This window comes from Lactobacillus hominis DSM 23910 = CRBIP 24.179 (assembly GCF_000296835.1).
GTDB classification, from domain to species: Bacteria; Bacillota; Bacilli; order Lactobacillales; family Lactobacillaceae; genus Lactobacillus; species Lactobacillus hominis.
Map to the genome: position 1 here is coordinate 107,073 of NZ_CAKE01000010.1, position 24,892 is coordinate 131,964.

General features: G+C 34.0%; 24 protein-coding genes, 2 pseudogenes and 1 riboswitch. Of the genes and pseudogenes, 19 read left to right on the top strand and 7 right to left on the bottom strand.

Annotation, left to right across the window (positions count from 1 at the left end; all coding sequences use genetic code 11):
• Window positions 1-70: 70 nt before the first annotated feature.
• Complete coding sequence (gene uidA / locus BN55_RS04955) at window positions 71-1,867, bottom strand: beta-glucuronidase (RefSeq protein WP_008470796.1); 1,797 nt, start codon at window positions 1,865-1,867, stop codon at window positions 71-73.
• Between the two features lie 341 nt (window positions 1,868-2,208).
• Here uidA and BN55_RS04960 point away from each other — a divergent pair, with 341 nt between their 5' ends.
• The 4 genes from BN55_RS04960 to BN55_RS04975 all read left to right on the top strand — a co-directional run bounded on the left by BN55_RS04960 (window position 2,209) and on the right by BN55_RS04975 (window position 7,952).
• The gene (locus tag BN55_RS04960) at window positions 2,209-4,710 is read left to right on the top strand and encodes an AAA family ATPase (RefSeq protein WP_008470797.1); all 2,502 of its coding nucleotides are present in this window, start codon (window positions 2,209-2,211) and stop codon (window positions 4,708-4,710) included.
• Window positions 4,711-4,847: 137 nt separating this feature from the next.
• Complete coding sequence (locus tag BN55_RS04965) at window positions 4,848-5,282, top strand: MarR family winged helix-turn-helix transcriptional regulator (protein WP_040469299.1); 435 nt, start codon at window positions 4,848-4,850, stop codon at window positions 5,280-5,282.
• 94 nt (window positions 5,283-5,376) lie between these two features.
• Window positions 5,377-7,143 (top strand): ABC transporter ATP-binding protein, encoded by a 1,767-nt coding sequence (locus tag BN55_RS04970; RefSeq protein WP_008470799.1) that lies wholly within the window; start codon window positions 5,377-5,379, stop codon window positions 7,141-7,143.
• A gap of 605 nt (window positions 7,144-7,748) precedes the next feature.
• Window positions 7,749-7,952: an aldo/keto reductase gene (locus BN55_RS04975; RefSeq protein WP_008470803.1), complete on the top strand. Its 204-nt coding sequence runs from the start codon at window positions 7,749-7,751 to the stop codon at window positions 7,950-7,952.
• Here the strand turns inward: BN55_RS04975 and BN55_RS04980 are convergent.
• Window positions 7,949-8,521: a TetR/AcrR family transcriptional regulator gene (locus BN55_RS04980; RefSeq protein WP_008470804.1), complete on the bottom strand. Its 573-nt coding sequence runs from the start codon at window positions 8,519-8,521 to the stop codon at window positions 7,949-7,951. The genes BN55_RS04975 and BN55_RS04980 overlap by 4 nt on opposite strands.
• An 89-nt stretch (window positions 8,522-8,610) precedes the next feature.
• Between BN55_RS04980 and BN55_RS04985 the strand changes: the two genes are divergently transcribed.
• The 4 genes from BN55_RS04985 to BN55_RS05000 all read left to right on the top strand — a co-directional run bounded on the left by BN55_RS04985 (window position 8,611) and on the right by BN55_RS05000 (window position 12,574).
• Window positions 8,611-9,777 (top strand): alpha/beta hydrolase family protein, encoded by a 1,167-nt coding sequence (locus tag BN55_RS04985; RefSeq protein WP_008470805.1) that lies wholly within the window; start codon window positions 8,611-8,613, stop codon window positions 9,775-9,777.
• A 20-nt stretch (window positions 9,778-9,797) separates the two neighbouring features.
• Window positions 9,798-10,445, top strand: a complete 648-nt coding sequence (locus BN55_RS04990) for an NAD(P)-dependent oxidoreductase (RefSeq protein WP_008470806.1) — start codon at window positions 9,798-9,800, stop codon at window positions 10,443-10,445.
• A 227-nt stretch (window positions 10,446-10,672) separates the two neighbouring features.
• Entirely contained in the window at window positions 10,673-11,905 is a 1,233-nt protein-coding gene (locus tag BN55_RS04995; protein ID WP_008470807.1) for an MFS transporter, read from the top strand.
• A gap of 324 nt (window positions 11,906-12,229) precedes the next feature.
• The gene (locus BN55_RS05000; protein ID WP_008470808.1) at window positions 12,230-12,574 is read left to right on the top strand and encodes a TSUP family transporter; all 345 of its coding nucleotides are present in this window, start codon (window positions 12,230-12,232) and stop codon (window positions 12,572-12,574) included.
• Window positions 12,575-12,692: 118 nt separating this feature from the next.
• On the opposite strand, the gene BN55_RS05005 is transcribed toward BN55_RS05000, so the two are convergent.
• On the bottom strand, window positions 12,693-13,070 hold the full coding sequence (locus tag BN55_RS05005; RefSeq protein WP_008470809.1) for an MFS transporter: 378 nt from the start codon (window positions 13,068-13,070) through the stop codon (window positions 12,693-12,695).
• Between the two features lie 177 nt (window positions 13,071-13,247).
• Here BN55_RS05005 and BN55_RS05010 point away from each other — a divergent pair, with 177 nt between their 5' ends.
• On the top strand, window positions 13,248-14,612 hold the full coding sequence (locus tag BN55_RS05010; RefSeq protein WP_008470810.1) for an FAD-dependent oxidoreductase: 1,365 nt from the start codon (window positions 13,248-13,250) through the stop codon (window positions 14,610-14,612).
• Between the two features lie 106 nt (window positions 14,613-14,718).
• On the opposite strand, the gene ribH is transcribed toward BN55_RS05010, so the two are convergent.
• Genes ribH through ribD form a run of 4 tightly spaced genes read right to left on the bottom strand, consistent with a single transcriptional unit; the run spans window position 14,719 to window position 18,016 of the window.
• Window positions 14,719-15,180 (bottom strand): 6,7-dimethyl-8-ribityllumazine synthase, encoded by a 462-nt coding sequence (gene ribH / locus BN55_RS05015; protein WP_008470812.1) that lies wholly within the window; start codon window positions 15,178-15,180, stop codon window positions 14,719-14,721.
• A complete protein-coding gene (locus BN55_RS05020) occupies window positions 15,180-16,367 on the bottom strand; it encodes a bifunctional 3,4-dihydroxy-2-butanone-4-phosphate synthase/GTP cyclohydrolase II (protein WP_008470814.1) in 1,188 nt (395 codons plus the stop codon). Before BN55_RS05020 ends, ribH begins: the two co-directional genes overlap by 1 nt.
• 1 nt (window position 16,368) lies before the next feature.
• Window positions 16,369-16,965 (bottom strand): riboflavin synthase, encoded by a 597-nt coding sequence (locus BN55_RS05025; protein ID WP_008470815.1) that lies wholly within the window; start codon window positions 16,963-16,965, stop codon window positions 16,369-16,371.
• Window positions 16,958-18,016 carry a bifunctional diaminohydroxyphosphoribosylaminopyrimidine deaminase/5-amino-6-(5-phosphoribosylamino)uracil reductase RibD gene (gene ribD, locus BN55_RS05030; RefSeq protein WP_008470817.1) on the bottom strand — a complete coding sequence of 353 codons (1,059 nt, stop codon included), beginning with the start codon at window positions 18,014-18,016 and terminating at the stop codon, window positions 16,958-16,960. The genes BN55_RS05025 and ribD overlap by 8 nt, the downstream gene beginning before the upstream one ends.
• A gap of 111 nt (window positions 18,017-18,127) precedes the next feature.
• Window positions 18,128-18,241: riboswitch (FMN riboswitch) on the bottom strand.
• A gap of 56 nt (window positions 18,242-18,297) precedes the next feature.
• Here ribD and BN55_RS10260 point away from each other — a divergent pair.
• From BN55_RS10260 to BN55_RS05070, 10 genes and pseudogenes are all read left to right on the top strand, one after another.
• Window positions 18,298-18,414 (top strand): annotated as a pseudogene (locus BN55_RS10260) (ABC transporter permease); the annotation flags it as partial.
• A gap of 383 nt (window positions 18,415-18,797) precedes the next feature.
• On the top strand, window positions 18,798-19,424 hold the full coding sequence (locus BN55_RS05035; protein WP_008470819.1) for a helix-turn-helix transcriptional regulator: 627 nt from the start codon (window positions 18,798-18,800) through the stop codon (window positions 19,422-19,424).
• 6 nt (window positions 19,425-19,430) lie between these two features.
• On the top strand, window positions 19,431-19,730 hold the full coding sequence (locus tag BN55_RS10265; protein ID WP_008470820.1) for a WYL domain-containing protein: 300 nt from the start codon (window positions 19,431-19,433) through the stop codon (window positions 19,728-19,730).
• A gap of 73 nt (window positions 19,731-19,803) precedes the next feature.
• Window positions 19,804-20,190, top strand: a complete 387-nt coding sequence (locus BN55_RS05040) for a hypothetical protein (RefSeq protein WP_003648806.1) — start codon at window positions 19,804-19,806, stop codon at window positions 20,188-20,190.
• A 109-nt stretch (window positions 20,191-20,299) separates the two neighbouring features.
• Complete coding sequence (locus tag BN55_RS05045; RefSeq protein WP_008470821.1) at window positions 20,300-20,953, top strand: ABC transporter ATP-binding protein; 654 nt, start codon at window positions 20,300-20,302, stop codon at window positions 20,951-20,953.
• The gene (locus BN55_RS05050; protein ID WP_008470823.1) at window positions 20,934-21,695 is read left to right on the top strand and encodes an ABC transporter permease; all 762 of its coding nucleotides are present in this window, start codon (window positions 20,934-20,936) and stop codon (window positions 21,693-21,695) included. The genes BN55_RS05045 and BN55_RS05050 overlap by 20 nt, the downstream gene beginning before the upstream one ends.
• A 188-nt stretch (window positions 21,696-21,883) precedes the next feature.
• A pseudogene (locus BN55_RS05055) lies at window positions 21,884-22,397 on the top strand (methylated-DNA--[protein]-cysteine S-methyltransferase).
• Between the two features lie 153 nt (window positions 22,398-22,550).
• Entirely contained in the window at window positions 22,551-23,633 is a 1,083-nt protein-coding gene (locus tag BN55_RS05060) for an LLM class flavin-dependent oxidoreductase (protein ID WP_008470827.1), read from the top strand.
• 91 nt (window positions 23,634-23,724) lie between these two features.
• Window positions 23,725-24,216, top strand: coding sequence for a GNAT family N-acetyltransferase (locus BN55_RS05065; RefSeq protein ID WP_008470828.1), 492 nt, complete (start codon window positions 23,725-23,727; stop codon window positions 24,214-24,216).
• 1 nt (window position 24,217) lies between these two features.
• Window positions 24,218-24,874: a glucose-6-phosphate 1-dehydrogenase family protein gene (locus tag BN55_RS05070; protein ID WP_008470829.1), complete on the top strand. Its 657-nt coding sequence runs from the start codon at window positions 24,218-24,220 to the stop codon at window positions 24,872-24,874.
• The last annotated feature ends 18 nt before the right edge of the window (window positions 24,875-24,892 follow it).

Here is a 24,892-nt window from a genome sequence, read left to right on the forward strand (position 1 = left end):
CGATATCAAATTCGCTAAAATGATATCGATTATTTTTAATTGAGCACGATTATTTGTAAAAACTAAAATATTAATTTAGTTGTTGCCATCTCTTTTTCAAGGTAAAATCAATATCTTTAGGTTCACGATCGCGAGTAAAAATTCCTTTATCGTTACCACCAACGCGCATGATTCCTTCACTCGTCTTAAAGTCAGCAAAGTTCCAAACTAATTCGCCACAAATAAATGGATATTTCTTAAATATATCAAAATACATCTGATAATATTCATTTTGATATTCTTGGCTCCACATTTCATCTGGAAGGCGATGAGAAGAAGATAATGTATCAGCGCCAAACTCAGTAAAGACAAATGGTTTATTCAGCTTTAAGTTTTGCCAGCCGTCTAGTTCATCTTCTAGCATCTTTTTAGCATTAACGATTTCTGGCCCACCAGCAACGTACCAACCATAGTAACGGTTTAAGCAGACAAAATCACAAAGTGGATGAAGTTTATCGACTTTTGGACCGCTACCCATAACTAAAGTTCCAGTATAAGGACGATTTTGTGGATCTAATTTTCTCGCAAAGGCAAAAATATCTTTGAAATAGTCATAGGATTCCTGAGTAGTTGATTCTGGTTCATTGAATAAGCTCCAAGCAATCACTGAAGGGTGACGTTGATCACGATCAATCATTTCCTTTATTTCTTGTTCATGGACCTTTTTTAATTCAGGTACAGTTTTTGAAGCAAAAAAGTGCGATTGATTAGAATTAGTAACATTAAGAAAGTTAGTTACTGAGCGATTAAGACCAACGGCAGGAACCTCATCAATAATCAAAAAGCCATATTTATCAGCATATTGATACCATTCTTCGGCGTAAGGATAATGACTGCTTCTAAAACAATTAGCTCCAATCCATTTCATGCATTCATAGTCGCGTTTGATAATACTTTCGTTAACTGCTTTGCCTAAAACAGTAAAGTCTTCGTGCTTGCCAAAACCTTTTAAATAAATTGGCTGATTATTTAGCAAGATTTTGTCATTGACAATTTTAATAGTACGGATGCCGATTCTATCAGCATATTCATCAACGACTTTATCATCTTGAATCATTTCAATCTTTATTTTATATAAATAAGGATCGTCTAGACTCCAAAGGTGCGGATTTTTAATTGTTAAATTACCAGTATTTTTAGAAGTAACACGTGCTACTTCTTTTTGATTATTGAAAAGTGTTACTTTAAACTCGGCATCATTATTTGCTTCAATGTTGTAGATAATTGTTGCCTCATTATTTATTAATTGATAATTTAGTTTGAAATTAGTGATTTGACTTTGAGGGAGTGCCAAGAGCCAGACATTGCGCATAATGCCGGAATAATTGAAGAAGTCAAAATAAGGTTGAGCAAGTTTTTGACCGTTATCTAAGATTTCTTCGGTGCCGCAAGGAATAGCTTTTTCAGATAATTCGTTATTGACTAAAACGGTTACACGATTAGTTTGATCGTAATTAATATAATTTGAAATTTTTACTTGAAATGGTAAAAAACCACCTTCATGTTGACCGACTTCATTTCCATTAATAAATACTTTCGCGCGGTGAGTAACTGAACCAAAGCGGATATAAAGTTCTTTCTTCTTTAGAAATGAAGGAATAAAGAAGTCTTTTTGATACCAAAAATCTCCAGTATAGTATTTACGGTCTCGCTTAGTAGTCAATTCCGCAAATGTGCCAGGTACAGGCATTTCTTCAGAATTAGGTAACTCTTTATTCCATCCCTCGTCAAGACCAACAGAGTTAGGATCAGTTTCAAATTGCCAAGTGCCATTCATTAAAGTGTTAAACCGATATTTATTTTGAATTGGATATAGTGCAGATTCCATAGATGATTTTCCTTTCTAGTAAATTTTTTCTTTCATCTATATTTTACGCTTAGGGAGAGTAAATAGATTTGAAAATGGTTTAATAAAGTAAATCCCTTGACTGTAACCTTGCGTTACAGTTTATTTTATTTATAAAGAATAATTAAGAGAATGAAGGAATTGAAAAAGGTTTAACAGCAATTAGAAAATATGCCAAAGAAAATAATTTTAAAATTGGCAATGACTTGTGGCAGTTCAATATTGGCTTAAATATTGAAAAACTTAGTTTAACAAAAAATGGTATTTTAGCATATAAAATTTTAAAATAAAGAAGAAATTGAAGCTTTAGAGAGGAGTTTAATTTGGAATTACCAACTCAAATAGAAATTAAAGGTGCAAGAGTCCATAATTTAAAAAATATTGATGTAAATATTCCACTTCATAAATTTGTTGCTATTTCAGGCTTGTCTGGATCAGGTAAGTCTTCTTTAGCAATGGGAATTCTTTATGAAGAGGGCTCAAGAAGATATTTAGATGCACTTTCTACATATATGCGTCGGAGAATTAAGCAAGGCTCGCAAGTTGACGTGACATCTGTAAAGCATATTCCGTCTGCTTTGGCTTTGCGCCAGCGGCCAAGTATTCCAAATGAACGAGCAACTGTTGGGACAACAACTGAGACATTTAATGTTTTGCGTTTGATTTTTTCAAGATTAGGTTCGCCAGTTTGTCCTAACGGTCACCGCGTAGCTCCAAGTTTAGATATTGCAGAAGCAATGTCTAAGTCAGGAGAAGCAATGGGACGAATTACTTGTCCAACATGTGGTGTTAAGTTTTATGTACCAAGTGCTGAAGATTTTGCTTTTAATTCTGATGGAGCTTGTCAAGAATGTGGCGGAACTGGTAAAGTTCGACAGCTTGATGATAGTAAACTAATTGCTGATCCTAATTTATCAATTGAAGATGGAGCAGTTGCTTCATGGAGCTTGCCGGGCAGAAACTTTATGCCAAGCATAGCTCAACATGCGGGTGTCAGAATTGATATTCCTTATAAGGATTTAACAGACAAAGAAAAGGACTTTGTTTTAAATGGTCCTGAGAAAAAATACAAGATGGACTTTTTGTCTGGAACAGGTCGGGTATTTCACGATTTTAATGCCTTGTATGAAAATGCCCACCAGGCAGTTTTGCGCTCAGCTAAAAGCAGTAAAAGTGAACGGGCACAAAAGAGAATTGCAGAATTTTTCACTTATTCAACTTGTCCGGTTTGTCATGGTACGCGTCTTCGTCCAGAACTTTTGAAGCAATTAGTTAATGGTAAAAATATTTATCAAGTTCAGCAAATGCAATTAGGTGACCTACCTAAGTGGAGTAAAGAGGTTTTTGATAGATTGCCTAAGAATATGCATAAAATGGCTAATTCTTTGATCAATGAATTTTTGAATAATTTACAACCGTTACTTGATTTAGGACTAGATTATTTAACTATGGAGCGAGCTGGTAATACTTTATCAACTGGTGAATTGCAAAGAATCCAATTAGCTAGAACACTACGTACAGAAACAACTGGCGTTTTATATGTCTTAGATGAACCATCGATTGGCTTGCACCCAGCTAACGTTGATGGCTTAATCAAGGTTTTACGTAAATTGGTTGATCAAGGTAATTCTTTAGTAGTTGTTGATCACAATGTTGATATTATTAAGGCAGCTGATGAAATTATCGAAATTGGTCCAGGTTCAGGTGAACAAGGTGGTCAAATTTTAGATCAAGGCAGTCCTGAAGAAATTAAGAAAGATAAGCAGTCATTAATTGCACCATATTTAAATGGGAAAGCACAGTTAATGGCTCGAAAAGTAAGCGAACAAATTAACTCAGAGCAAATCAACTTTGAAGTGAAAAATTACTTCAATCTAAGGGATGTCAAAGCGGGTATTCCATTAAATCAATTAACTAGTGTGACAGGTTTTTCTGGAGCCGGAAAGACTAGTTTAATTCTTGATTCATTAGTGCCTGCAATTAAAGCTAAGAGTAAAAAAGAAGCGTTGCCAAAACAAATCAAAAATTTTGATTGTCCAATCAATAATGTGGTTAGCGTGGATGCTTCTCCAATTGGTAAAAGTACCCGTTCAACAGTTGCAACTTATAGTTCAATTATGGATAATTTGCGTAAACTTTTTGCTCGCCAAGATTTAGCTAAAGAAAAGCATTATACGCCAAGTTACTTTTCTTACAATAATAAAGAGGGCGCTTGTCCAACTTGTGGCGGAACAGGAATTGTCACTTTAGATATTCAATTCTTGCCTGATATGCAGCAGACTTGTCCAACTTGTCATGGCGACCGCTATAATCCTGAAATTCAAAAAATAAAGTGGCATGATATGTCAATTGTGGATGTTTTAAATCTTGATATTAACGAAGCGATTCCTGTGTTTAAGCATGTGCCAAAAATTGAACGTGATTTACAGTTGCTTAAAGAAGTAGGTTTAGATTACCTGCACTTAGGTGAAAGTACGCCAACTTTATCTGGTGGAGAAGCACAGCGTTTAAAATTAGTGACTCACTTAAGTCATAAGCAAGACGATACTTTATTTGTCTTTGATGAACCAACAATTGGTCTGCATCCCTTGGATGTAAAAGTATTGGTTGAAGTTATGCAAAAATTGCTTAATCAAGGTGCTACAATTATCACAATTACGCACGATTTGAACTTAATAGTCAATGCAGATTACATGCTAGATTTAGGACCTCGTGGTGGTGAAAACGGTGGTCGTATTGTAGCGCAAGGACGACCACTAGAATTAATTAAAGATCCGCAGAGTTTAACTGTAGAGTATTTAGCTGATTATTTGAAATCAGAATAACAATTAGTTTAATTAACAAGAAATATTTTTTCAGAAGAAGCGTGTTTTCGGGCATGCGTCTTTTCTTTTATTGAGGTATATTTTATAATTAGATATCTAACAGTATAAAACCTAATTAACTGAAAAGAGGCTAGATGATGGCAGATAAAGTAGAAAAATTTAGTGAGGTAATGGATCAATTTCGTTCGTACATTGCTTTTTCTAAGAGATTTTATGGGGATGAAATCAAATTAAGCAATGTAACCCCACAACAAGGACGAACATTAATGTACATTCAAGCAAATCCGGGAATAATTCAGCGTGAACTGGCAGATAATTTTCATTTGCGTAACGCCAGTGTAACTAATATGTTAAAAAATCTGGAGCGCGATGGTTATATTGAGCGTAAACAGGATGAAAAATCTGCTCGAATTAAAAGAATTTATATTACAGATTTAGGTAAGCAACAAGTAGTTGAGATAGAAAAAAAGTTTGACGCAATTCTTAAAAAACTGTCGGAGCGAGTGGATGAGGGCCTGATAGACCAACTCCTCCCACTACTTAAAGAACTTAACAAAGAAGTTAGGAAATAATTTAATTAGCCACTTGACAGTTAGATGTCTACATGTTTTAATATAATTCGTTATTAAGAGTTAGGTATCTAACTATTAAGGGGGGGTATACATTATGGGTGGAGGAAGACCAGGACTTGGTGGTCCACGTATTGAAAAAGGACAAAATAAATTTAGTTTTAAAGATTTTTTTAAATTGATTAATCGAGTACATCCAAGATATTGGCAATTAATTCTGGGTGTATTATTAGGGTTAATTGGAACAATCGCTAATCTGATAGTTCCACAGTTGGCTCAGCGTTTGATTAACAACTTTAAGAATCTAAGTCCTACCATAATTGTTGTAACAATTGTAGTATTTATCGGTGGCTTACTCATCAGTTCACTATCAGGATTAATTTTAGGAATCTTTGGAGAAGATGTAGTTGCTAAATTACGAAAAAATTTATGGCAGAAATTATTACATATGCCTGTTTCATATTTCGATAATACAAAAACAGGAGAAGTTAGTTCACGCTTAGTTAATGATACTTCCCAAGTTAAGGAATTATTAGCAACTACTTTACCAAACTCGATGACTTCAATTTTACAATTTGTTGGTGCTTTGTTTATTATGCTATCAATGGACTGGCAAATGACTTTGATCATGTTTATTGCCATTCCAGTCATCGTTTTGGCATTGCTCCCTATAATGCAGCAATCTAGAAAGATTGGTAGAAAAAGACAAGATGAATTGGCGAACTTCTCAAGTGACGCAACTAGCGTTTTAAGTGAAATTCGTTTGGTTAAGTCGTCTAATGGAGAAGTCGCTGAATTAAATAATGGTAAAAAGCAAATTGATAGTCTTTACAATGTGGGCACAAAAGAAGCTTTAATTAATGCGTTAACTTCACCAGTTACCAACATGTTAATGACATTAATGTTTCTAGGAATTTTGGGTTACGGTGCTATCCGCGTAATGAGTGGTTCTTTAACAATGGGTGCTTTAATTTCATTCTTAATGTACGTATTCCAAATTATGAGTCCAGTAATGATTATCAGTCAATTCTTTAATCAATTATCTAAGACAAGTGGTTCAACTGAACGTATTCAAGAGATTCTTGATAAAAAAGAAGAATTCGTTGCAGATAAAAGAGAAGTCGATGTTGCTAATAAGCCATTAAGACTTGAACATGTAAGTTTCTCTTATGAAAAAGACAAGCCAATTTTGCATGATGTGAATATTGAAGCACAACCGAATAAAGTTATTGCCTTTGCAGGCCCATCAGGCGGTGGTAAATCAACAATTTTCTCATTGATCGAGCGTTTCTATCAACCTACTTCAGGAAAAATAGTAATTGGTGATGAAAATATTGATGATATCGATTTAACTAATTGGCGTAAACAAATCGGTCTTGTCGGTCAAAATTCAGCAGTAATGCCAGGAACGATTCGTGAAAACTTAGTTTATGGCTTAGAACATGAAGTGACTGACGATGAATTATGGCGCGTATTAAAGATGGCCTATGCTGATAAGTTTGTCAAAGAATCAGAAGACGGTTTAGATACACAAATCGGTGAACGAGGAGTAAAACTTTCTGGTGGTCAAAGACAAAGAATTGCTATTGCTCGCGCGTTCTTACGTGATCCTAAGATTTTGATGCTTGATGAAGCAACTGCTAGTCTTGACTCTGAATCTGAAGCAATGGTTCAAAAAGCTTTAACTAGCTTAATGAAGAATAGAAAGACTTTAGTAATTGCACACCGTTTAAGTACAATTGTTGATGCAGATAGAATTTACTTCATTGATCATGGTACAGTTTCTGGTTCTGGTACACACGAAGAATTAGTTAAGTCAACACCACTTTACGCAGAATACGTTCATAATCAATTTAAAAAATAATATGTATAGAAAGAAGCTGATCTTATGATGAATCAAATCATTGGAATTATAGCTTTATTAACAATTTTAATGCTTTCATTGATTGGTAAACCAAAAGAAAAAGTGGTTGCAAAAAGGAAATAAAAATATGGATAAGCAAAAAAGACGTTAGAGAAAATCTATTACTAGCAATTTTACAAGTTCTCGGTTTTAGAGATACTTTTGAAATCGATTCAAAAACGACTATCAGGATCACTATTCTTAGAACTGGCGTTGCGATCGTGTTCAATTTGATTTTGATTGCTTTATCTTTTGTAAGTCCATATTTATCAATGATTTTATATCTAGGATTTCCAATCGTTAATTTTATTGTTTCAATGGGATCCAAGTGATAATGAAAAATAAATTTAAGGAGTTGCTTGAAAAAGCAGCTCTTTTTTGTGTATAAGTTAAAAAATGGATGAAATTGGGTAAAAGTTTAACTATAGTTAAACTTTCGAGATAAATGGGGCATAATTTAACTTACAGTTAAACTTTTGATATTCGAATGTTTAATAGAAATAAATAATCATTTTTAGTATATGATTGATTATAGAAATAAACTGAAAAAACAAATCGAGGTAACTATGAAGCAATTAACATTAAATAATGGCGTTAAGATTCCAATTTTTGGCTTTGGAACTTATGAAATTAGTCCAGATCAAACAAAGCAAGCAGTATTATCAGCTTTTGAAGACGGGTATCGCTTAATTGACACGGCGCAATATTATCAAAAGGTAATCATCAGTCCTAAAAATTTGAATAGTTGTAATTTTCCTTTTTTTAGTTAACTTAATTTTGTTAATTCTCCGTTTCGCATTTTAAAGAAAAAAGTAGCCATTTCTTTGGCTGAATAGTTGGGGTGGATAGTCCAAAAACGAATAATTCCAATTAATGCAGAAATGCTGTAATAAGAAAATAGTTCTTGTAAATCATTATTTGCTTGTAAATGCATCAATGAATGTGACAATCCTTCCATTTCTAATAAATGGTCCATTAACTTGGTTGAGAAACTTAGGTCACCATGACTGGAAATCAGAATACGAATTGTTGCTAAGTTGTCTTTGAAGACCTGTAAAAAATTAGTTAGATATTCAATACCATTATCAGATTTTAATGCTAGTTGATCGAGCATTTTCTGATGTGGTTTTTTTAGTGCCGTAAAAAGTCTAGCTTCAATCTGCTCAATAATTGCCCATTTATCGTTGAAATGGCGATAAATAGTAACACGATTAATATTTGCCATGTCAGCTAATTCATTCATCGTAATTTTATTTAAATCACGTGAATCCATTAATTTTAATAGCGCAGATTCTATTATTTGATCAGTTTTTTTGCTTTTCTTATGATATTTATTCAAAATGCAACACTCCATCTCATTTTGTAGTTAAATTATAGTCCTTTTTTCTCTAAGATTAAATCAACAATTAAGAAGAGAGGTAATAACCCATGACAGAAATCTTTAAAAAACATTGGTCAGAATATAAATATAGTAAAAACATGTTACAAGATGCATTAATCAAGCATGTGATGGATTTAATGCCATATCGCATGAGCGATGAAGGTGAAGTCTTAGAAATCATTATGAATATTAAAGAAAGTGATGAACAAAGCTGGATTAATGCCTGGAGTAATATGGCAGCAAACTTACAGAACCGTGCGCATAAGTTTGAAAAAGCCGGCAAACTAATTAGTGCTGGTAGTAGTTATCTGCGGGCTTCTACTTATTGGCGTGTATCCCTAATGTATTTTGGTGATTGGCAGGACCCTAGAATGCAAGAATTTTCTCAAAGAAGTAAAGACTGTTATGACCGTGCGTTAGAGTTAAATGGTTATCCTGGTGAAGCAATAAGAATTCCTTATGAAAATACTTATTTACCAGGGCATTTTTATCGCTCACCATATGCTAAAAATAAAAAGACACCATTATTAATCGTAATTCCAGGACGTGATACCTGGGCCGATGATACGATTTGGGTTACTGATGCTGCAATTAAGCGCGGGATTCATGCCTTAACTTTTGATGGTCCTGGACAGGGGATGGCCTTAAGACTGCAAGACTTAAAGTTTAGACCTGACTTTGAGAATGTTTTAGGACCAGTTATTGATTTTGCCCAAAAACAAGAAGAAGTTGATTCAAAACAAATTGGTGCGATGGGCATGAGCTTTGGTGGCTTTTTAGTAGCTCGTGGTGCAGCTTTTGATGATCGGTTAAAGTTTATAATTTCTGATCCTGGTAATATGAATTGGGGTGGTATGATTGCTGGACGCTTAGAAAAAGCACTTAAGATGCCAGCAATGATTCGACCTAATATGATTGACTTTGTTTTAAAGGACTATGAATGGAAGCATGGAGCAACTGATAAGACTATAATTAATGAATTACAAAAATTTGATAATACAAAAATTGTACCAAATATTAAAACTAAAACCTTAGTTTTAGATGGTTCCGCAGAGGTTACCTATGGAGCAGCGAAAAAGTTTTATGATGCTTTAACATGTCCTAAGGATTATTTACTGTTTGATGAAAATTCAACTGCTCAGCAACATACGCAAATGGGCGGCTATGCAACTGGAACGGAATATATTATGAATTGGATTGAAGATAATTTTTAGTTAATGGAAAGGAGAAGCTAATGAAACTTTTCTTAATTGGTGCAACAGGTAGAACAGGATCTGAAATAGTTAAACAAGCTTTAACACGTAATGATGAATTTGTTGCTTACGTTCGAAATCCGTCAAAGTTAAATATAAATGATCCTAAGCTAACAGTAATTAAAGGACAACTTGATGATGTTGCAAAAATGGCTTCTGAAATGAAGGGATGTGACGCTGTATTAGTAACATTAGGTAATCCAATTTCTAACAGTAGTGGTAAATTATTTAGTTTTGCAATACCTGATATTATTAAGGCAATGGATCAAGCAAAAATCAAACGATTAATTAGTCTTTCTGCATTAGGTGTTGGTACAACTTTAGCCAATACCAGTTATCCTTACCGCATGGGAGCTAAAGGATTTTTGAAAGGTAATTTTACTGATCATGAAGCAGGTGAAAGTCAACTTAAAGATTCTGATTTAAACTGGACTACCATTCATCCTGGTCCATTATTTAACGGAAAAAAGACTAGAGATCCTTTAGTTAGGGATGCTGATTCGGGATATAAGATGCCAGGTGCACCTCGAACTTATCGTAGTGATGTAGCGCAGGTGATGTTAAGAATTATCAAGGATCGTAAAACCTTTGGTAAACAGTTAATCATGTGTTCAAAGCAAGATAAATAGCCCTCTTTAATACCTATTAGTATGTTTTTTTATTTTAGAGGGCGAAAAATCCACTTTTGATTAAATGAAAATAAGGCTTTGCGCTAAAAACTTATCGCATATTTTTTTGTTTTATGATACTATACTTAATAACATAGCGAAAAAAATAGTGATTAAGTTTACTACGCGTATACCTTGGAAAACTCCAAGCAGTTATGTTCTCAAATTTAACTGTAAGGAGTTTTTTTATGCACAAAAATACATATTATTCATGGGTTAATAATTTTTATCGATTGTTTATTGGCCAAGGTTTAGCCACTATTATTTCAGAAACTGTCAATTATAGTTTACTTTTTTATCTTACCTCAATTTCGAAATCAGCCACTATTTTATCTATTTCTGAAATAATTTCTTTATTACCAATCGCATTATTTGCTCCCTTCGCTGGCGTAATGGCAGATAGAGTTAGTAAGAAAAAGAAACTTATTTTTTCTGATACAATCAGCCTTATTGTTACTCTTTTACTATTTTTGCAGGCAATCAATAGCCACAATAATCTAACGATTGATCTAATTCTGATTTCAAATTTACTTAGATCAACTACTATTAGTATTCAGAATCCGACTATTCAATCTGCTGTACCTGAACTTGTACCTGATGATAAGCTTTTAAAAATAAATGGGCAATATAGTTCGCTTCAAGCACTTAATCAATTCTTTCCGCCGATTTTAGGTGGAATATTATATGGATTGCTGTCAGTAGACTATATTCTTTTACTATCAGGGCTTGCAAACGTAATAGGTATTTGTGCCGTAATAATTACATGCTTTCCGAGGAATGAAGTTAATAATGCAAATCAACGAGGCTTTCACCTTCTGTTCGAATTAAAACAAGGTCTTCATAGTATTATTCAAGTTACTGGCCTGAATAGGGTGATTATTTACAAGGCTTTTTCCGTAGCTATTATTGTGCCATCAACTGCTTTATATCCACTTATGACTAGTGAACATTTTCATGGATCTTTAAAATTTGATGCGCCGTTAGTGGAAGTTTCAATTGCATTAGGTATGGCATTAAGTGGTCTGTGTATGGGAAATTTAAATAATTTATCACATCGACTTACACCTGCAGGTATTGGAGTGCTAGGAATCGGATTAAGTTTGTTTATTTCTGGTATACTTCCCGGCAATCATTATGGTTTTATAATCTTTATTATTATTAATTTTATTGCTGGGTTATGTATTCCTTGGATTGATGCACATGTTCAAACATTGCTTCAAGATAAGATTGAACATAAAAACTTAGGAAAGGTAATTAGTTTTTATTTAATGATGATCGGATTGGCCGGACCTGCGGGTCTAAGTTTAAGTAGTGTGATAAGTAAATTTATGTCTACTGCTGAGATTTTTATTGGATCAGGAATACTACTTATTTTGATGCTTTTAGTTGCTTTATTTGATAGGAAGCTTAGAAGTATTTAAGCTAGTTGAATATATGAATTTAACTAACTACATAATTTATTTCTCTTCTAGATATGGAAACTTACTTACATTCATTGTCTTTTTACTTTTATTCAGAGATTAGGAGTAACCAAATAATCAAATTAGAAAAAGCGAGCAATGCATTTTAAAATTGAAAATCATTGCTCGCTTTTATAAACTAGAAACTTTTTTAGATACTTTTAGGTATAGCTATTTCTTGAAATTTTGATATCCGGCTTCGGTAAATTTATTTAATAATTTTACATCATGAGACCATTTCTGATCTTTAACAAAATGATGGGCACGGTTAACTGCAAATGAACCATGAATAATATAAAGGAAAATATTGTTTTAGCTTTCTTTGTAGGTTTATTTTTAGGAGCCATTTCAATCTTTCTGGCTATTGGTGGTGGACCACTTAATGTATCTCTATTCGTAATAATTTTTCACTTCACAATGAAGCAATCGTCGGTTTATTCAATTGCAACGATCTTTTTCTCACAAATTACCAAAATCATTTCGATTGTTGCTAGTGCACAATATCAGATGTTTGATATGAAAATGATTCCTATGTTGATCATTCTTCAATTATTGGCGGTTATATTGGTACAGTTTGGAACTAGAAAATTTCATCAGCAAAATTGGAAAGTCTTTATACAGTTTTCATGATTGCTATTACAGCAATTACTGGATTTAATGTAATTCATTTTATATAAAAAAGCAGGTAATAAACCTGCTTCAATTAACTATCTATTTTTGTGGCTCTTTACAAAACGCGTAACAGTAATTATTCAGCTGTTGCAGCGAATATCAGAGCAAAGATGAAGGCAATATGTAAACCGGACATAAATAATTGATTTTGTCCTACTGGATAAGTGGTGATATTTTTACCGGCTTTAAAGCTCATTGAGCTATAAAAGGATAATGGTTGATAGACTTTCCCGAAATTACGAGCTAAGGAATTAACACTACCAGCAATCCCTAAGAATTGCTGGTCAACGGAAGACATAATAACTGAATTGTTTGGCGATTGGAAGAGTCCCATTCTGACTCCGTAAAATAAGGAAGTAACTACGAAGAGCCAAAGTGGTGAATTTAAGTTAAAGGAAGTCATAAAGGTAAAAATCGCAATTGCAATTAAAGCAGCAATTCGTTTGTTTTTCATGAAATTATCTCTTTCCTACTTTTTACAAGTTACAGATGAATGGTAATATTTACGTTTACAGATGTCAATATTAATTTGATTTTTGTCCATTAGTTTTGAGCAAAATATGATGGATATTAAATAATAAGTGTTACCATTAAAACTGTAAAGAAGAAACTATTGTGTTAGGAGGATTTTATGGATAAACGTAAAATTGTAATTGTTGGTGCTTCACATGGTGGTCATGAATCAGCAATTGAGCTGTTAGATAAATATAATGATGTAGATGTAACTGTTTACGAAGCTGGCGACTTTATTTCATTTATGTCCTGTGGGATGCAGTTGTACTTAGAAAATAAAGTTACAGCAGAAGATGACGTTAGAAACTTTGCCCCAGAAGATGTTGAAAAGAAGGGCGGTCATGTTTATGCCAACCATGAAGTAACTGCTATTCATCCTGAAAATAAGACTGTTACAGTTAAGGACTTAACTAATAATTCTGAAGAAGAAGTCCAATATGATAGGTTGATTCTTTCTTCAGGCGTAACTCCTAAAGTTTTACCTGTGCCAGGTAATGATCTCAAGAATATCTATTTGATGCGTGGACGTGACTGGGCTTCTAAGTTGATGAGTGCTGTTAACGATCCAGCAATTAAAAATGTTGCTATTGTTGGTGCTGGTTATATCGGTACCGAAGCTAGCGAAGTATTTGCTAAAGCTGGCAAGCATGTTACTTTAATGGATATGATTGATCGCCCATTAGGAACCTATCTTAATTCTGAATTACTCGATGTTTTGGAACCTACCTTTAAGAAAAGTATGGACTTGAAGATGGGTGTCAAAATTGAAGGCTTTAATGGTAATGGAAAAGTTGAAAGTGTTAAAACTGATCAAGGTGATGTCCCAGCTGATCTAGTTGTTGTTTCAGCAGGTGTAATGCCTAACACTGACTGGCTAAAGGGCGTAGTTGATTTAGATCAAAGAGGATGGATTAAGACTGATCCATATTTGAGAACTAATGTAAAAGATGTTTACGCCATTGGGGATGCAATTCTGCCGCTTTCGATTCCAGCTGGTAAGCCAATGCCAATTGCCTTAGCCACTACTACTAGAAGAGAAGCTCAATATGTGGTTGATCATATCTTCGAGGATAAGCCAGACCGTGCCTTCAAAGGTGTTATCGGTGCCTCAGCACTAAGTGTATTTGACTATCATTTTGCTACAGCTGGATTAAACCAATTCTCAGCTGCTAGAAATAAGATTGATTATCAAACTAGTTTCTATGAAGATAACATGCGTCCAGCTTATGTTCCAGAAGCAGATAATCCTAAGGTATATGTCAGCTTAACCTTTAATCCATACACTCACCAAATCTTAGGTGGTGCAGTACTTTCCAAGTATGATATTACTGCTCAAGGCAATGTTTTAGCTTTAGCAATTAGTCATAAGATGCGTTTGGAAGACTTGGCTGAACAAGACTTCTTCTTCCAACCAGGATTTGATCGTCAATGGAGTTTGCTTAACTTAGCTGCACAACATGCCTTAGGTATGGCAAGATTCTAATTTAGTCATTAATAAAGATAAGTTATCAAGAAAAACTAGTCATGTTTTTACAACATGGCTAGTTTTTTTGTTGGATTTAGTTGTGTTTGGATAAAATAGTTAGTAATTACAATTGCTCATTGAGGGAGATCATTTCAAGTAAACTTTGGGCAGTAGAAGAGCCTTCGTTACCTGCTTTTAAGCCCGCCCTTTGCAAAGCTTGTTCAATATTTTCTGTAGTTAAAATACCAAAAGTGACTGGAATTTTAGCTTGTAAATTCATCTGCATAATCGCATTAGTTACGTTTTGAATAATCATGGCATAATGATCAGTTTCTCCCTTGATTACTGCACCGAGAGTCATAATTCCAGCATATTTATCAGATTTAATTAGTTTTTGAGCAGTGAAGCCTATTTCAAATGCCCCTGGTACCCAGATGACATCAATTTCATCGTCTTGGATTCCGAATTGATGAAGTGTTTCTTTAGCACCGCGAACCAAATTTTTAGTAACAATTTCATTAAATTTAGCTACGACAATCGCGATTTTTCCATGAGTATTAGTGAAGTTTCCAGTATATTCAGTCATTATTCAGCCTCCTTGAGTTCTAATAAATGATGAAATCTCTTTTTCTTAGTTTGTAGGTAAAAACGATCAACATCATTAGGTGCAATTTCTAATGGAATACGTTTATTAATCTTAATACCGTAATCGTTTAATTGGTCAATTTTATCAGGATTATTAGTTAGCAAATTGATTTCTTTGATCTTCAATTCTTTGAAAATTGTAGCGGCAACATCATAATTACGCTCATCAGGTGCAAAGCCTAACATCTGATTTGCCTCGTAGGTGTCATGGCCTTGGTCTTGTAAGGCGTAAGCACGCAACTTGTTAGTTAAACCGATGCCACGACCTTCCTGATTGAGATAGATGATCAGGCCAGAGCCATTCTTTTCGATTTCTTTCATAGCAGTATGAAGTTGCGCACCACAATCACAACGTTTAGAACCAAAGGTATCACCAGTTAAACATTTAGAATGTACACGCGTTAATACCGGTTTGGAAGAATCGATTTTTCCTTTAATCAAAGCTACATTGCCGTGACCATAACTTTTAATCTTAAAGTGACCATATTTAGTTGGGAGATTTACAAAGTCTGAGCGACTACTCGCTTGACTATTAATGTATTCTTGTAGTTCCGCAATTGTTAAGAATGGAAGGTGATATTCCTTAGCAATTTCTCTTAATTGAGGACGGCGTGCCATGTGTCCATCACTCTTCATTACTTCACAAATATAAGCTACTTCTGGTTCACCAGCTAAGTGGGCTAGTGCAATTGAGGCTTCAGTGTGACCATTTCTATGCTTAATTTGATCATCCTTGGCAACAAGTGGGAAACAGTGACCAGGTCTAAAGAAATCTTCTGGTTTACTGTTAGGATCGGCGATTGCTTTAATTGTTGCAGCTCGATCATAGGCAGAAATACCTGTAGTGGTCGTCTTATAATCAACACTGATGGTAAAAGCCGTACCATATGGATCGGTATTATCTTGTTCCATTTGGTGCAAATTTAATCGTTGAGCAATTTCCTTACTTACAGGTGTACAGAGCAAACCACGGGCATGTTTGGTCATAAAGTTGACATTTTCTGGAGTAACTTTTGAGCCTAATCCAATCATGTCTCCTTCAGATTCACGGTCTTCATCGTCAGCCACGATTACTAAACCACCGTTTTTCATCCATTTGATTGCGTTTTGAATTTTTTTGACATCCATTTTAATTTCTCTTTTCTAAGTTCTTGGCAACATATTTACCTAAAATATCTGTTTCAATATTAATTTCTGAACCAACTTTTAATTGAGCTAAATTGGTTTCATCCTGTGTATGGGGAATTAAGCCTACGGAAAAGGTATTGTCTTTAGTATCCATCACAGTTAAGGATACGCCGTTAATAGCAATGCTACCTTGTGGCACAATTTGCTTTTCTAAGCGATCAGGGAAGCTAAACCAAATTTCGATTGCATTTTCGTTTTGTCTAATTTCTTTTACCGTGGCAACGTCGTCAACATGGCCAGTTACAATATGTCCTTCTAATCGCTGACCAACTTGTAATGATCTTTCAACATTTAACTGCGCTCCAACATTCAAATCTTTAAATGCTGTTTTTTGATAAGTTTGCGGCATCATGGTGACTGTGAAAGTATTAGAAGTGAAGCTTTCAGCGGTTAGGCAAGTACCATTAATTGCAATAGAATCGCCAATTTTTAAATCCTTGATAAAATCGGGAGCACATCTAACAATTAACGTAATAGTTTCTTTATCTTTATCAATTTGGGCAATTTTTGCATCCCCACGTACTAAACCACTAAACATCAATTTCACCTGCAATTCTTAAATTACCTGATAGCTGTTCAAATTTTACATTTTTGAGCATTATTTTATAGCTTGGCAGAATACCAGCAGTTCCAGCTTTACCTAAAAAATGAGGACTTAAGTACTCAATTAGTTCATTAGCTAACTCACCATTCATAAAAGCATTAGCTAATGTCGGACCACCTTCAACATAGACAGATTGAATACCTTCTTCAGTTAAGGTTTGAATAATCTCAGAAAGTTGATCTGTTTTCATTAACCAAACTTTGACTTGCTCATTGGTTAAGCTGTTTTGGAGTTCAGCATTTCGGGTAAATATCCAAGTTGGAGCTTGTCCATCAGTTAACAGCTTTAGATTTCTGTGTTGCAGTAGCCGTCCACGACGATCAATAACTATCCTAATTGGCGGATAATCAGTTGAAATAGTCGTTAACAAGCTAGGATTATCAACTATGGCTGTATTAGAACCAACTAAAATTGCTTGATAATTTGCTCGTTCTCGGTGCACCCGATCGTAAACAGATTGATTAGTGATTGCTGTGCGAGTATTTACCTGATCGTTAACTCGATAATCAAGACTGACTGCCTGCTTAACGGTAATCCAAGGTTGGTTCTTTTGATAAAAATAAGTATAAAACCTATTAAGTTCTTCAGCTGCATGAGCTAAAACACCAGTTGTAACTGCAATTCCGTTTGCTTTTAATTTAGCAATTCCTTTACCAGTTACCAATTTGTGTGGGTCAACCTGGGCAATAACAACGCGATTGATCTTACTCTGCACAATCAAGTCAGAACAGGGAGGTTGTTTGCCATAATGATTGCAAGGTTCAAGTGTGACATAAAGAGTTGAATTAAATAATTGTTCTGGGGTTAATTTAGAAATGGCATCACGTTCAGCATGGCTTTTACCATAGTGAATATGATGACCAGTAGCTAGTACTTGATCGTTTTTGACAATCACAGCACCAACCAAAGGATTCTTCCAAGTTTGGAAGCGTCCTTTTTTAGCTTCTTGTAAAGCTAAATTCATATAATATTGGTCTTTTTCCATTTAAATCACTTCCTAACAGAACAAAAAAGAACCTCGAAGCTAAACTTCGAGGTTCAGAAATAGTATGCAAGTTAAAAAATAATTCAAGTACGCAAATAAGCGTAGATTAAAATTATCCTTCTTCCATCTAGACTATAACTATCGGTACCATTAAGGGTTCAACCGTTTGCGCGGGTTGCGGACTTTACCGCCGGTCGGGAATTTCACCCTGCCTCGAAGAACATTTATTTAATTCTCATTCAGCATAAAGCTGTTTTTCTTTTTTGTCAAATGATATTTATATGGCTCTTTTAAAGAATTTACTGAAAAGTAAAGCAACGATTGTTTTTATTGCACATAACTTCAATGAAGGGATGCATATATTATTTGATCGTGAAATCCATTTGGTAAAAGAATAAACGAAACATCACAAATTTCAGTGGATTGATACTGGAGTCTGTGATGTTTCTTTATGTATAAAATTTGAAATTAATTATTGATTTTGATTATTCTTATCAATTTAACTGCTAAAACTCAAACTTTCTCATAAAGATTGGGTGAGTTTGGTGGTCTAGGTAACCAGCGATTTTAGGCGTGATTTCTAAAACACCTAAATCTTTTTTTGCTGCCTCAACATCGTCAACGTAAATTTCATTTAAATGAGAATTTTTGATTGCTGGTTTGTTTAGTTAAAATATCTACCATAGTATGACCTTTAGTATGATCTTCCTTGTCCTGAACGCCTATCAGCATTATTATAAAATAGAAGATTGACATTTTTGACAGAAAAGCTTGCACAACTATGAAAAAATCTGAACGACTTAATCAAGAACTACTATACTTAACCGATAAAAAGATCTTTCATTTAAAAGAACTAGAAGAAAAATTTGCAATTTCTGAGCGAACAGCTTTGCGAGATATTACCGATCTAGAGCAGCTAGGCTTAGCTTTTTATAGTGAAACTGGGCGTAGTGGTGGTTATCACATTACTAATAGTAAGTTACTATTGCCCATCCGTTTTAATACGCAAGAGATAAACGCTATCTTTTTCGCTTTACAGGCAATAAAAAATCTTAGTGAAACGCCATACAGTAATGAATATCAAAAGATTCAGACTAAATTACTAAAGGATCTACCTCAAAAAGTACAAAACCAAATTAGTCTTCAAAAAAAATTTGTTCACTATATTAGTCAGCCAAGCTTGAATGAAGTACCTTTTTTTACTTTGCTACTTAAAGCTTGTCTGAATAATAGCGTAATTTTAGCGCGAAATTTTCAGTTTATTAAAGAAGAACAAAAATTGCAGTTGCTTGGTATATTCTATCAAGCAGGGAATTGGTTTTGTCATGCTTATAATTTGGATTTAAAATGTTGGTTTGTCTTGCGGCTTGATAAATTTGAAACAGTAAAGCTACTAAATATTAAATAATCGGTGATGAATAAAGAACAATTACTTGATAGCTTCCGGCAATATGAACGGGAGCATTATTGCATCCCTTATCAATGTCAGTTAACCAAAATCGGTGAACAAAAAGTTGAGTATAATTCATATCCAATCATGCAAATTGACCATAAGCATGGAAAAATATATCTGAATGGTAAATATAGCAAGGAAGAACTACATTATTTAGTCGACTATTTGATATCTCTGGGTTCTGAAGTAAAAGTATTAAAGCCAAAAGAATTAAAGGATAGCTATTTGGAAAAGTTAAATGAAATAATTCAGCAATATTAATTTGCTAATTCTGACATAGGTTGTCAGGATTAAGGAATAAAATAAAACTGAAAGGTTTTAGGAGGTAGAATTTATGACAAAGATAATGAACGAAGATTTTTTAGACGTTTTAGAAGATAAAGGACCAGCAACGATTATTTCCATCAATGGCAATCCAGCTAGTGTGGTTAATACTTGGTCACAATATATTAATGTAGTTGCGGATGATACTATTTTGATTCCGGCTGCTGGGATGCATTCAATTGAACAGGATTTCAAGAAAGATCCTAAGCATGAATTAACGATTACGATTGGTTCTTATAATTATCAAGGAACCGCTGGTATGGGTCGCGGGTATCATATTCACGGTAGTGGTCAATTTATTAATGAAGGCGCATATTTTGATCAAATGAAAGCACAATTTGATTGGATTCGAGCAGTATTAGTGGTTAAAATTCATGATGTTGAACAGAAAATATAGTAAAAAGTTTGGAGATTAGCTCCAAACTTTTATTTTTTACGCTTTTTCACTTAAATCTTGATTATGCAAAAGTACTATAATTGAAAGAAAAGATTTAAAGGAATAATCAATGACAATAATTGAATTGAAAAACGTTAATTATCAAGTGGGAAAACGAACTATTTTAAATAATCTATCTTTTGGGATAAAAAATGGTGACTTTTTAACTTTAATTGGTCCATCGGGAGCGGGAAAAAGTACAATTCTAAAATTAATTGCGAACTTAATCAGTCCGAGTTCGGGCACTATTTTTTATCATGGTAGCGATATTCAAAAATTAGACCCAATTAAGTATCGTCGACAAGTAATGTACTGCTTTCAGCAGCCGGTTCTTTTTGGCAAAACTGTTAAAGATAATTTATCTTTTCCCTATCAAATCAGAAATAAAGAAGTAGATTTAGCCAGGCTAGATTCATTATTAAAGATTGTAGATTTACCAGCTGAATTTTTAAATAAAGAAATAAATTCTTTGTCAGGCGGTGAAAAACAAAGAGTTGCTTTAATTCGAAGTATTGTCTTCTTACCCAAAGTGCTATTACTTGATGAAGTTACAACGGGATTAGATGGAAAAAGTAAAGAAATAGTTCATCGTTTGATTGAATCTGTCCATCGACAAGGGACAACTATTGTACAAGTGACTCATGATCAGAGTGAAATTCAAGTAGCTAAAAATGTTTTAGAAATTAAAAGTAGGGGCTTAGTAAATGAAAAATGTAACGGTTAGCAACTTATCCTTAGTTTTAGCTTTTGCGCTAGTATTAGTATCAATTGCAATTTCCGCAAAAGAAAAGCTGGGATTAACCAAAGATATTTTAATTAGCGTAATTCGGGCAATCGTGCAATTAGTGATTATCGGTTTTGTTTTAAAATTTATTTTTCATATAGATACCCTTTGGTTAACGGCTGTTTCGACCTTAATCATTATTTTTAACGCTTCTTGGAATGCCAATGAGCGGAATCCTAATTCGCATAAAAAACTGTGGAGTTCAATTATTGCGGAAGCTGTTGGGACTTATGTGACCCTAAGTTTGTTAATCGTTTCCGGTGTAATTAAGCCAATTCCCATGCAAGTAATTCCCATTACTGGGATGATTGCTGGTAATGAAATGGTGGCAATTGGCCTTTGCTATAAATCTCTTAACGGAAGTTTTCATGATTTACATCAACAAGTTTTAGAAAAGCTAGCTTTAGGGAGCGATATCAAAATGGCTTCAATGCCAATTTTACGTAGAAGTATTAAAACTGCGATGCAGCCGACAATTGATTCGGCGAAAACCGTTGGTTTAGTCAATTTGCCGGGTATGATGTCTGGTTTAATCTTCGCGGGAGTGAATCCGATTTATGCTATTAAATATCAGATTATTATTACCTTTATGTTGCTATCAGCGACTGGGTTAGGAGCAGTGATTAGTGGCTACCTAGCATATAAACAATACTTTAATGAGCAGATGCAATTAAGAAATTAGTTAATATAGTTGATCAATTGTTGGTAAGAGCTATTAAAAATTTAGAAGAAAAGTAGGAAAATGAGCTTCACTTTTTGGTGTAAAGCTCATTTTTCTTTTTTATGATAATTTTTGATATTAAAATGATATTTTAATGATATTTTAATTATCTAAATCACGTATCACTATTAATGGAAAGAGGTGATAAAATGCAAAAAATTGCCTATTATAATTCTCCCGTTGGTCAAATTCTACTAGCTAGTGATGAACAAAGCTTTGTGGCTTTGTAGTGATCGCTTTTATACTGATAATTTAGCTAAAGATCATCAACTTGGTAAAAATAAATATTTAGATGATGCTATCAGATGGCTTGATCTCTATTTTGAAGGGAAGAAGCCTAATTTTTTACCTAAATTACATTTAATTGGAACAACTTTCCAAAAACAAGTCTGGCAAGCTTTACTAAAAATTCCCTATGGCGAGGTTACTACTTATAAAAAAATTGCAGAAGAAGTAGCTGGGCAAGCAGATCATTTACCAATTCGAGCAGTTGGTGGTGCAGTAGGTAGAAATCATATTGCGTTAATTGTGCCTTGTCACCGGGTAATTAGCAGTCACGGCGATCTTACTGGTTATAGTGGTGGAATTGACAAAAAAATCCAACTTTTGCAGTTGGAAGGAATTGATATTAGTAAATTTTCACTACCGGCTAACTATAAATGACGACTTTGTTTAAGCGGTAGTTGCGCTAGTTTAAGATTTTTCTACTTATAAAACCTTGTAAATATAGACGTTTTTTCATCTCTTGCATTTCAAAAAATTATCTGCTATTATTCGCTTACAAAAAGTAAGTTAATAATTTAGGAGTTGATAAAAATGAATATTGAATTAGGTATCTCATCATTTGGTGAAACTACACCATTAGAAACAACAGGAAAAGCAATTAGTCATGATCAAAGAATCAGAGACTTATTAGAAGAAATCATTTTGGCAGATAAATTGAATATTGATGCTTTTGCAATCGGTGAACACCATCGCAAAGACTTTGCTGTCTCAGCACCAGAAATTGTTTTAGCCGCTGCAGCTTCAAAAACTAAACAAATTCATTTGTCGAGTGCGACTACTAATTTACCAACAATCAGTCCAATTAGAGTTTACGAGCAATATGCAACAATAGATGCAATCGCACCAGGAAGAGTTGAGATTATGGCTGGACGCGGATCATTCACTGAAGCCTTTGATTTATTTGGCTATGATTTAGAAAATTACGATGAACTTTTTATTGAAAAACTTGAAATGCTGCTTAAAATGAACAAAGAAGAAATTCTTGATTGGCCAAAAGGCAAGTTCACGCCTGAAGTTGATCATAAAGGAATTTATCCGCGCACTAAAAAGCCAATTCCTATTTCTGTTGCAACAGGTGGAAGCATAGAATCGACTATTCGCACTGCAGAGTTAGGTTTGCCAATCGTTTATGCGATAATTGGCGGTGATCCTTTGCACTTTAAACCACTAATTAAGTTGTACAGAAGAGTTGCAGAAAAAGTTGGCAATGATTTAACGAAGATGCCGATTGCTGCTCATTCTTGGGGCTGGCTGAATCAAGATAAAGAAAAAGCCATTAAAGATTATTTCTATCCTACTAAATTGTTAGTTGATCAAATTAGTACTGAAAGACCGCAATGGAACGGAATGACGTATGAACAATATCTTGAATCGGTCGGAGAAAATGGTGCAATTTTTGTTGGTGATAGTGAAACTGTTGCTAATAAAATCATTAAAGTTAGAGAAGAACTTGGTTTGACACGTTTCTACCTCCACTTGCCAATTGCCTCAATGCCACATGAAGATGTCATGAATGCAATTAGAATTTATGGAGAAGAAGTTGTGCCGAAGGTGAAGGCGTATTTTCGGAAAAAGACTGAGCAAGATCGTTTTAAATTAAAGTGGAAGAATTAAATAGAGAGTAATAATATAGGTCTCAAGAGTCTAAATGACTTTTGAAGCCTTTTTTACTTTTAGAGATAAACATAAGGAGGAATGATCTATTATGATTATTCGCACCGTAACAATGAATGATTTAAACGACATAGTAGAACTAGAATCTGCTGCATTTAAGATGACTAAAGAGCAAACCAGAAACGATATGATTGGAAGATTTGAAAATTATCCTGATACTTTTTTAGTAGCACAAGAAGATGGTAAAGTAATTGGTCATATTTTTGGTCCTGCTTTTAATAAACGCTATATTGAAGATGAACTATACTTCAACAATCATCCCAATCAAAAAGATGATCGGTATCAAATGATATTAAGCTTGGCTGTTTTGCCTGCATATCGTAAGCAGGGAATCGCAACAAAATTAATTGAAGCATTGGTGCAAGTTGCTAAAAAGCAAAAGCGCCAAGCCATTTCTTTAACATGCTTACCAAAATTGATTAAATTTTATGAAAAACGTGGTTTCCATAATGAAGGAAAAACTAGTGCTGATATTCCAGATCCAACTGGTGTTACTAGTGTGAATATGGTGAGGACTTTATAAAATGACTAAATTAACTGAAGAAATGTATGCAATTTTTGATCGTGACGAATTTTCTTTTAAAAAGCTGAAAGAGAAACATTCTGAAGTGGAGCTAGCGCAAATAAAAGCAAGTTTTAAAGAAGTTTGGCAGACCTGGAAAGAGGTAAACTTAAATGTTTATCAAAAATTGCCACAAGATAAATTTGCTAAAGTTCATATCGAAAGTTGGACAAATGGTTGGAACTTACGCGATCACTATTGGGCAGCTTATCGTTTAAATACTTTGGCTGATAAAAGCCCTTGCATTGGTGTAATGCTTGATAAAAAGCAATTGCAAGTTTATTTAATGTTTCAACATTATAAGAGTGAAAAACGTGGTGACAGTCCTGAACAATATAATAAATTATTAGCTGATATTCCAACTTGGGCCAAGAACCGCAAAATTAGTAACTGGTACTTATGGGACAAAAATGAGATGGAATTTGTAGATCATTTGTCCTTGAATGATTATTTAAAAGACACACAAAAGCAAACTACGTTTAATGAAGAAGCCATTAAAACAAGTTTCTTACTGGGCAAGTTTGCTTTTAGAAATCAAGATCAAGTCGAAGATATGGAAGAATTTATTTTGGATGGGATTAAGCAGTTATTGCCGTTATATGAAAAAATAGAACGTTAGATAAATTTGTCTAAAACC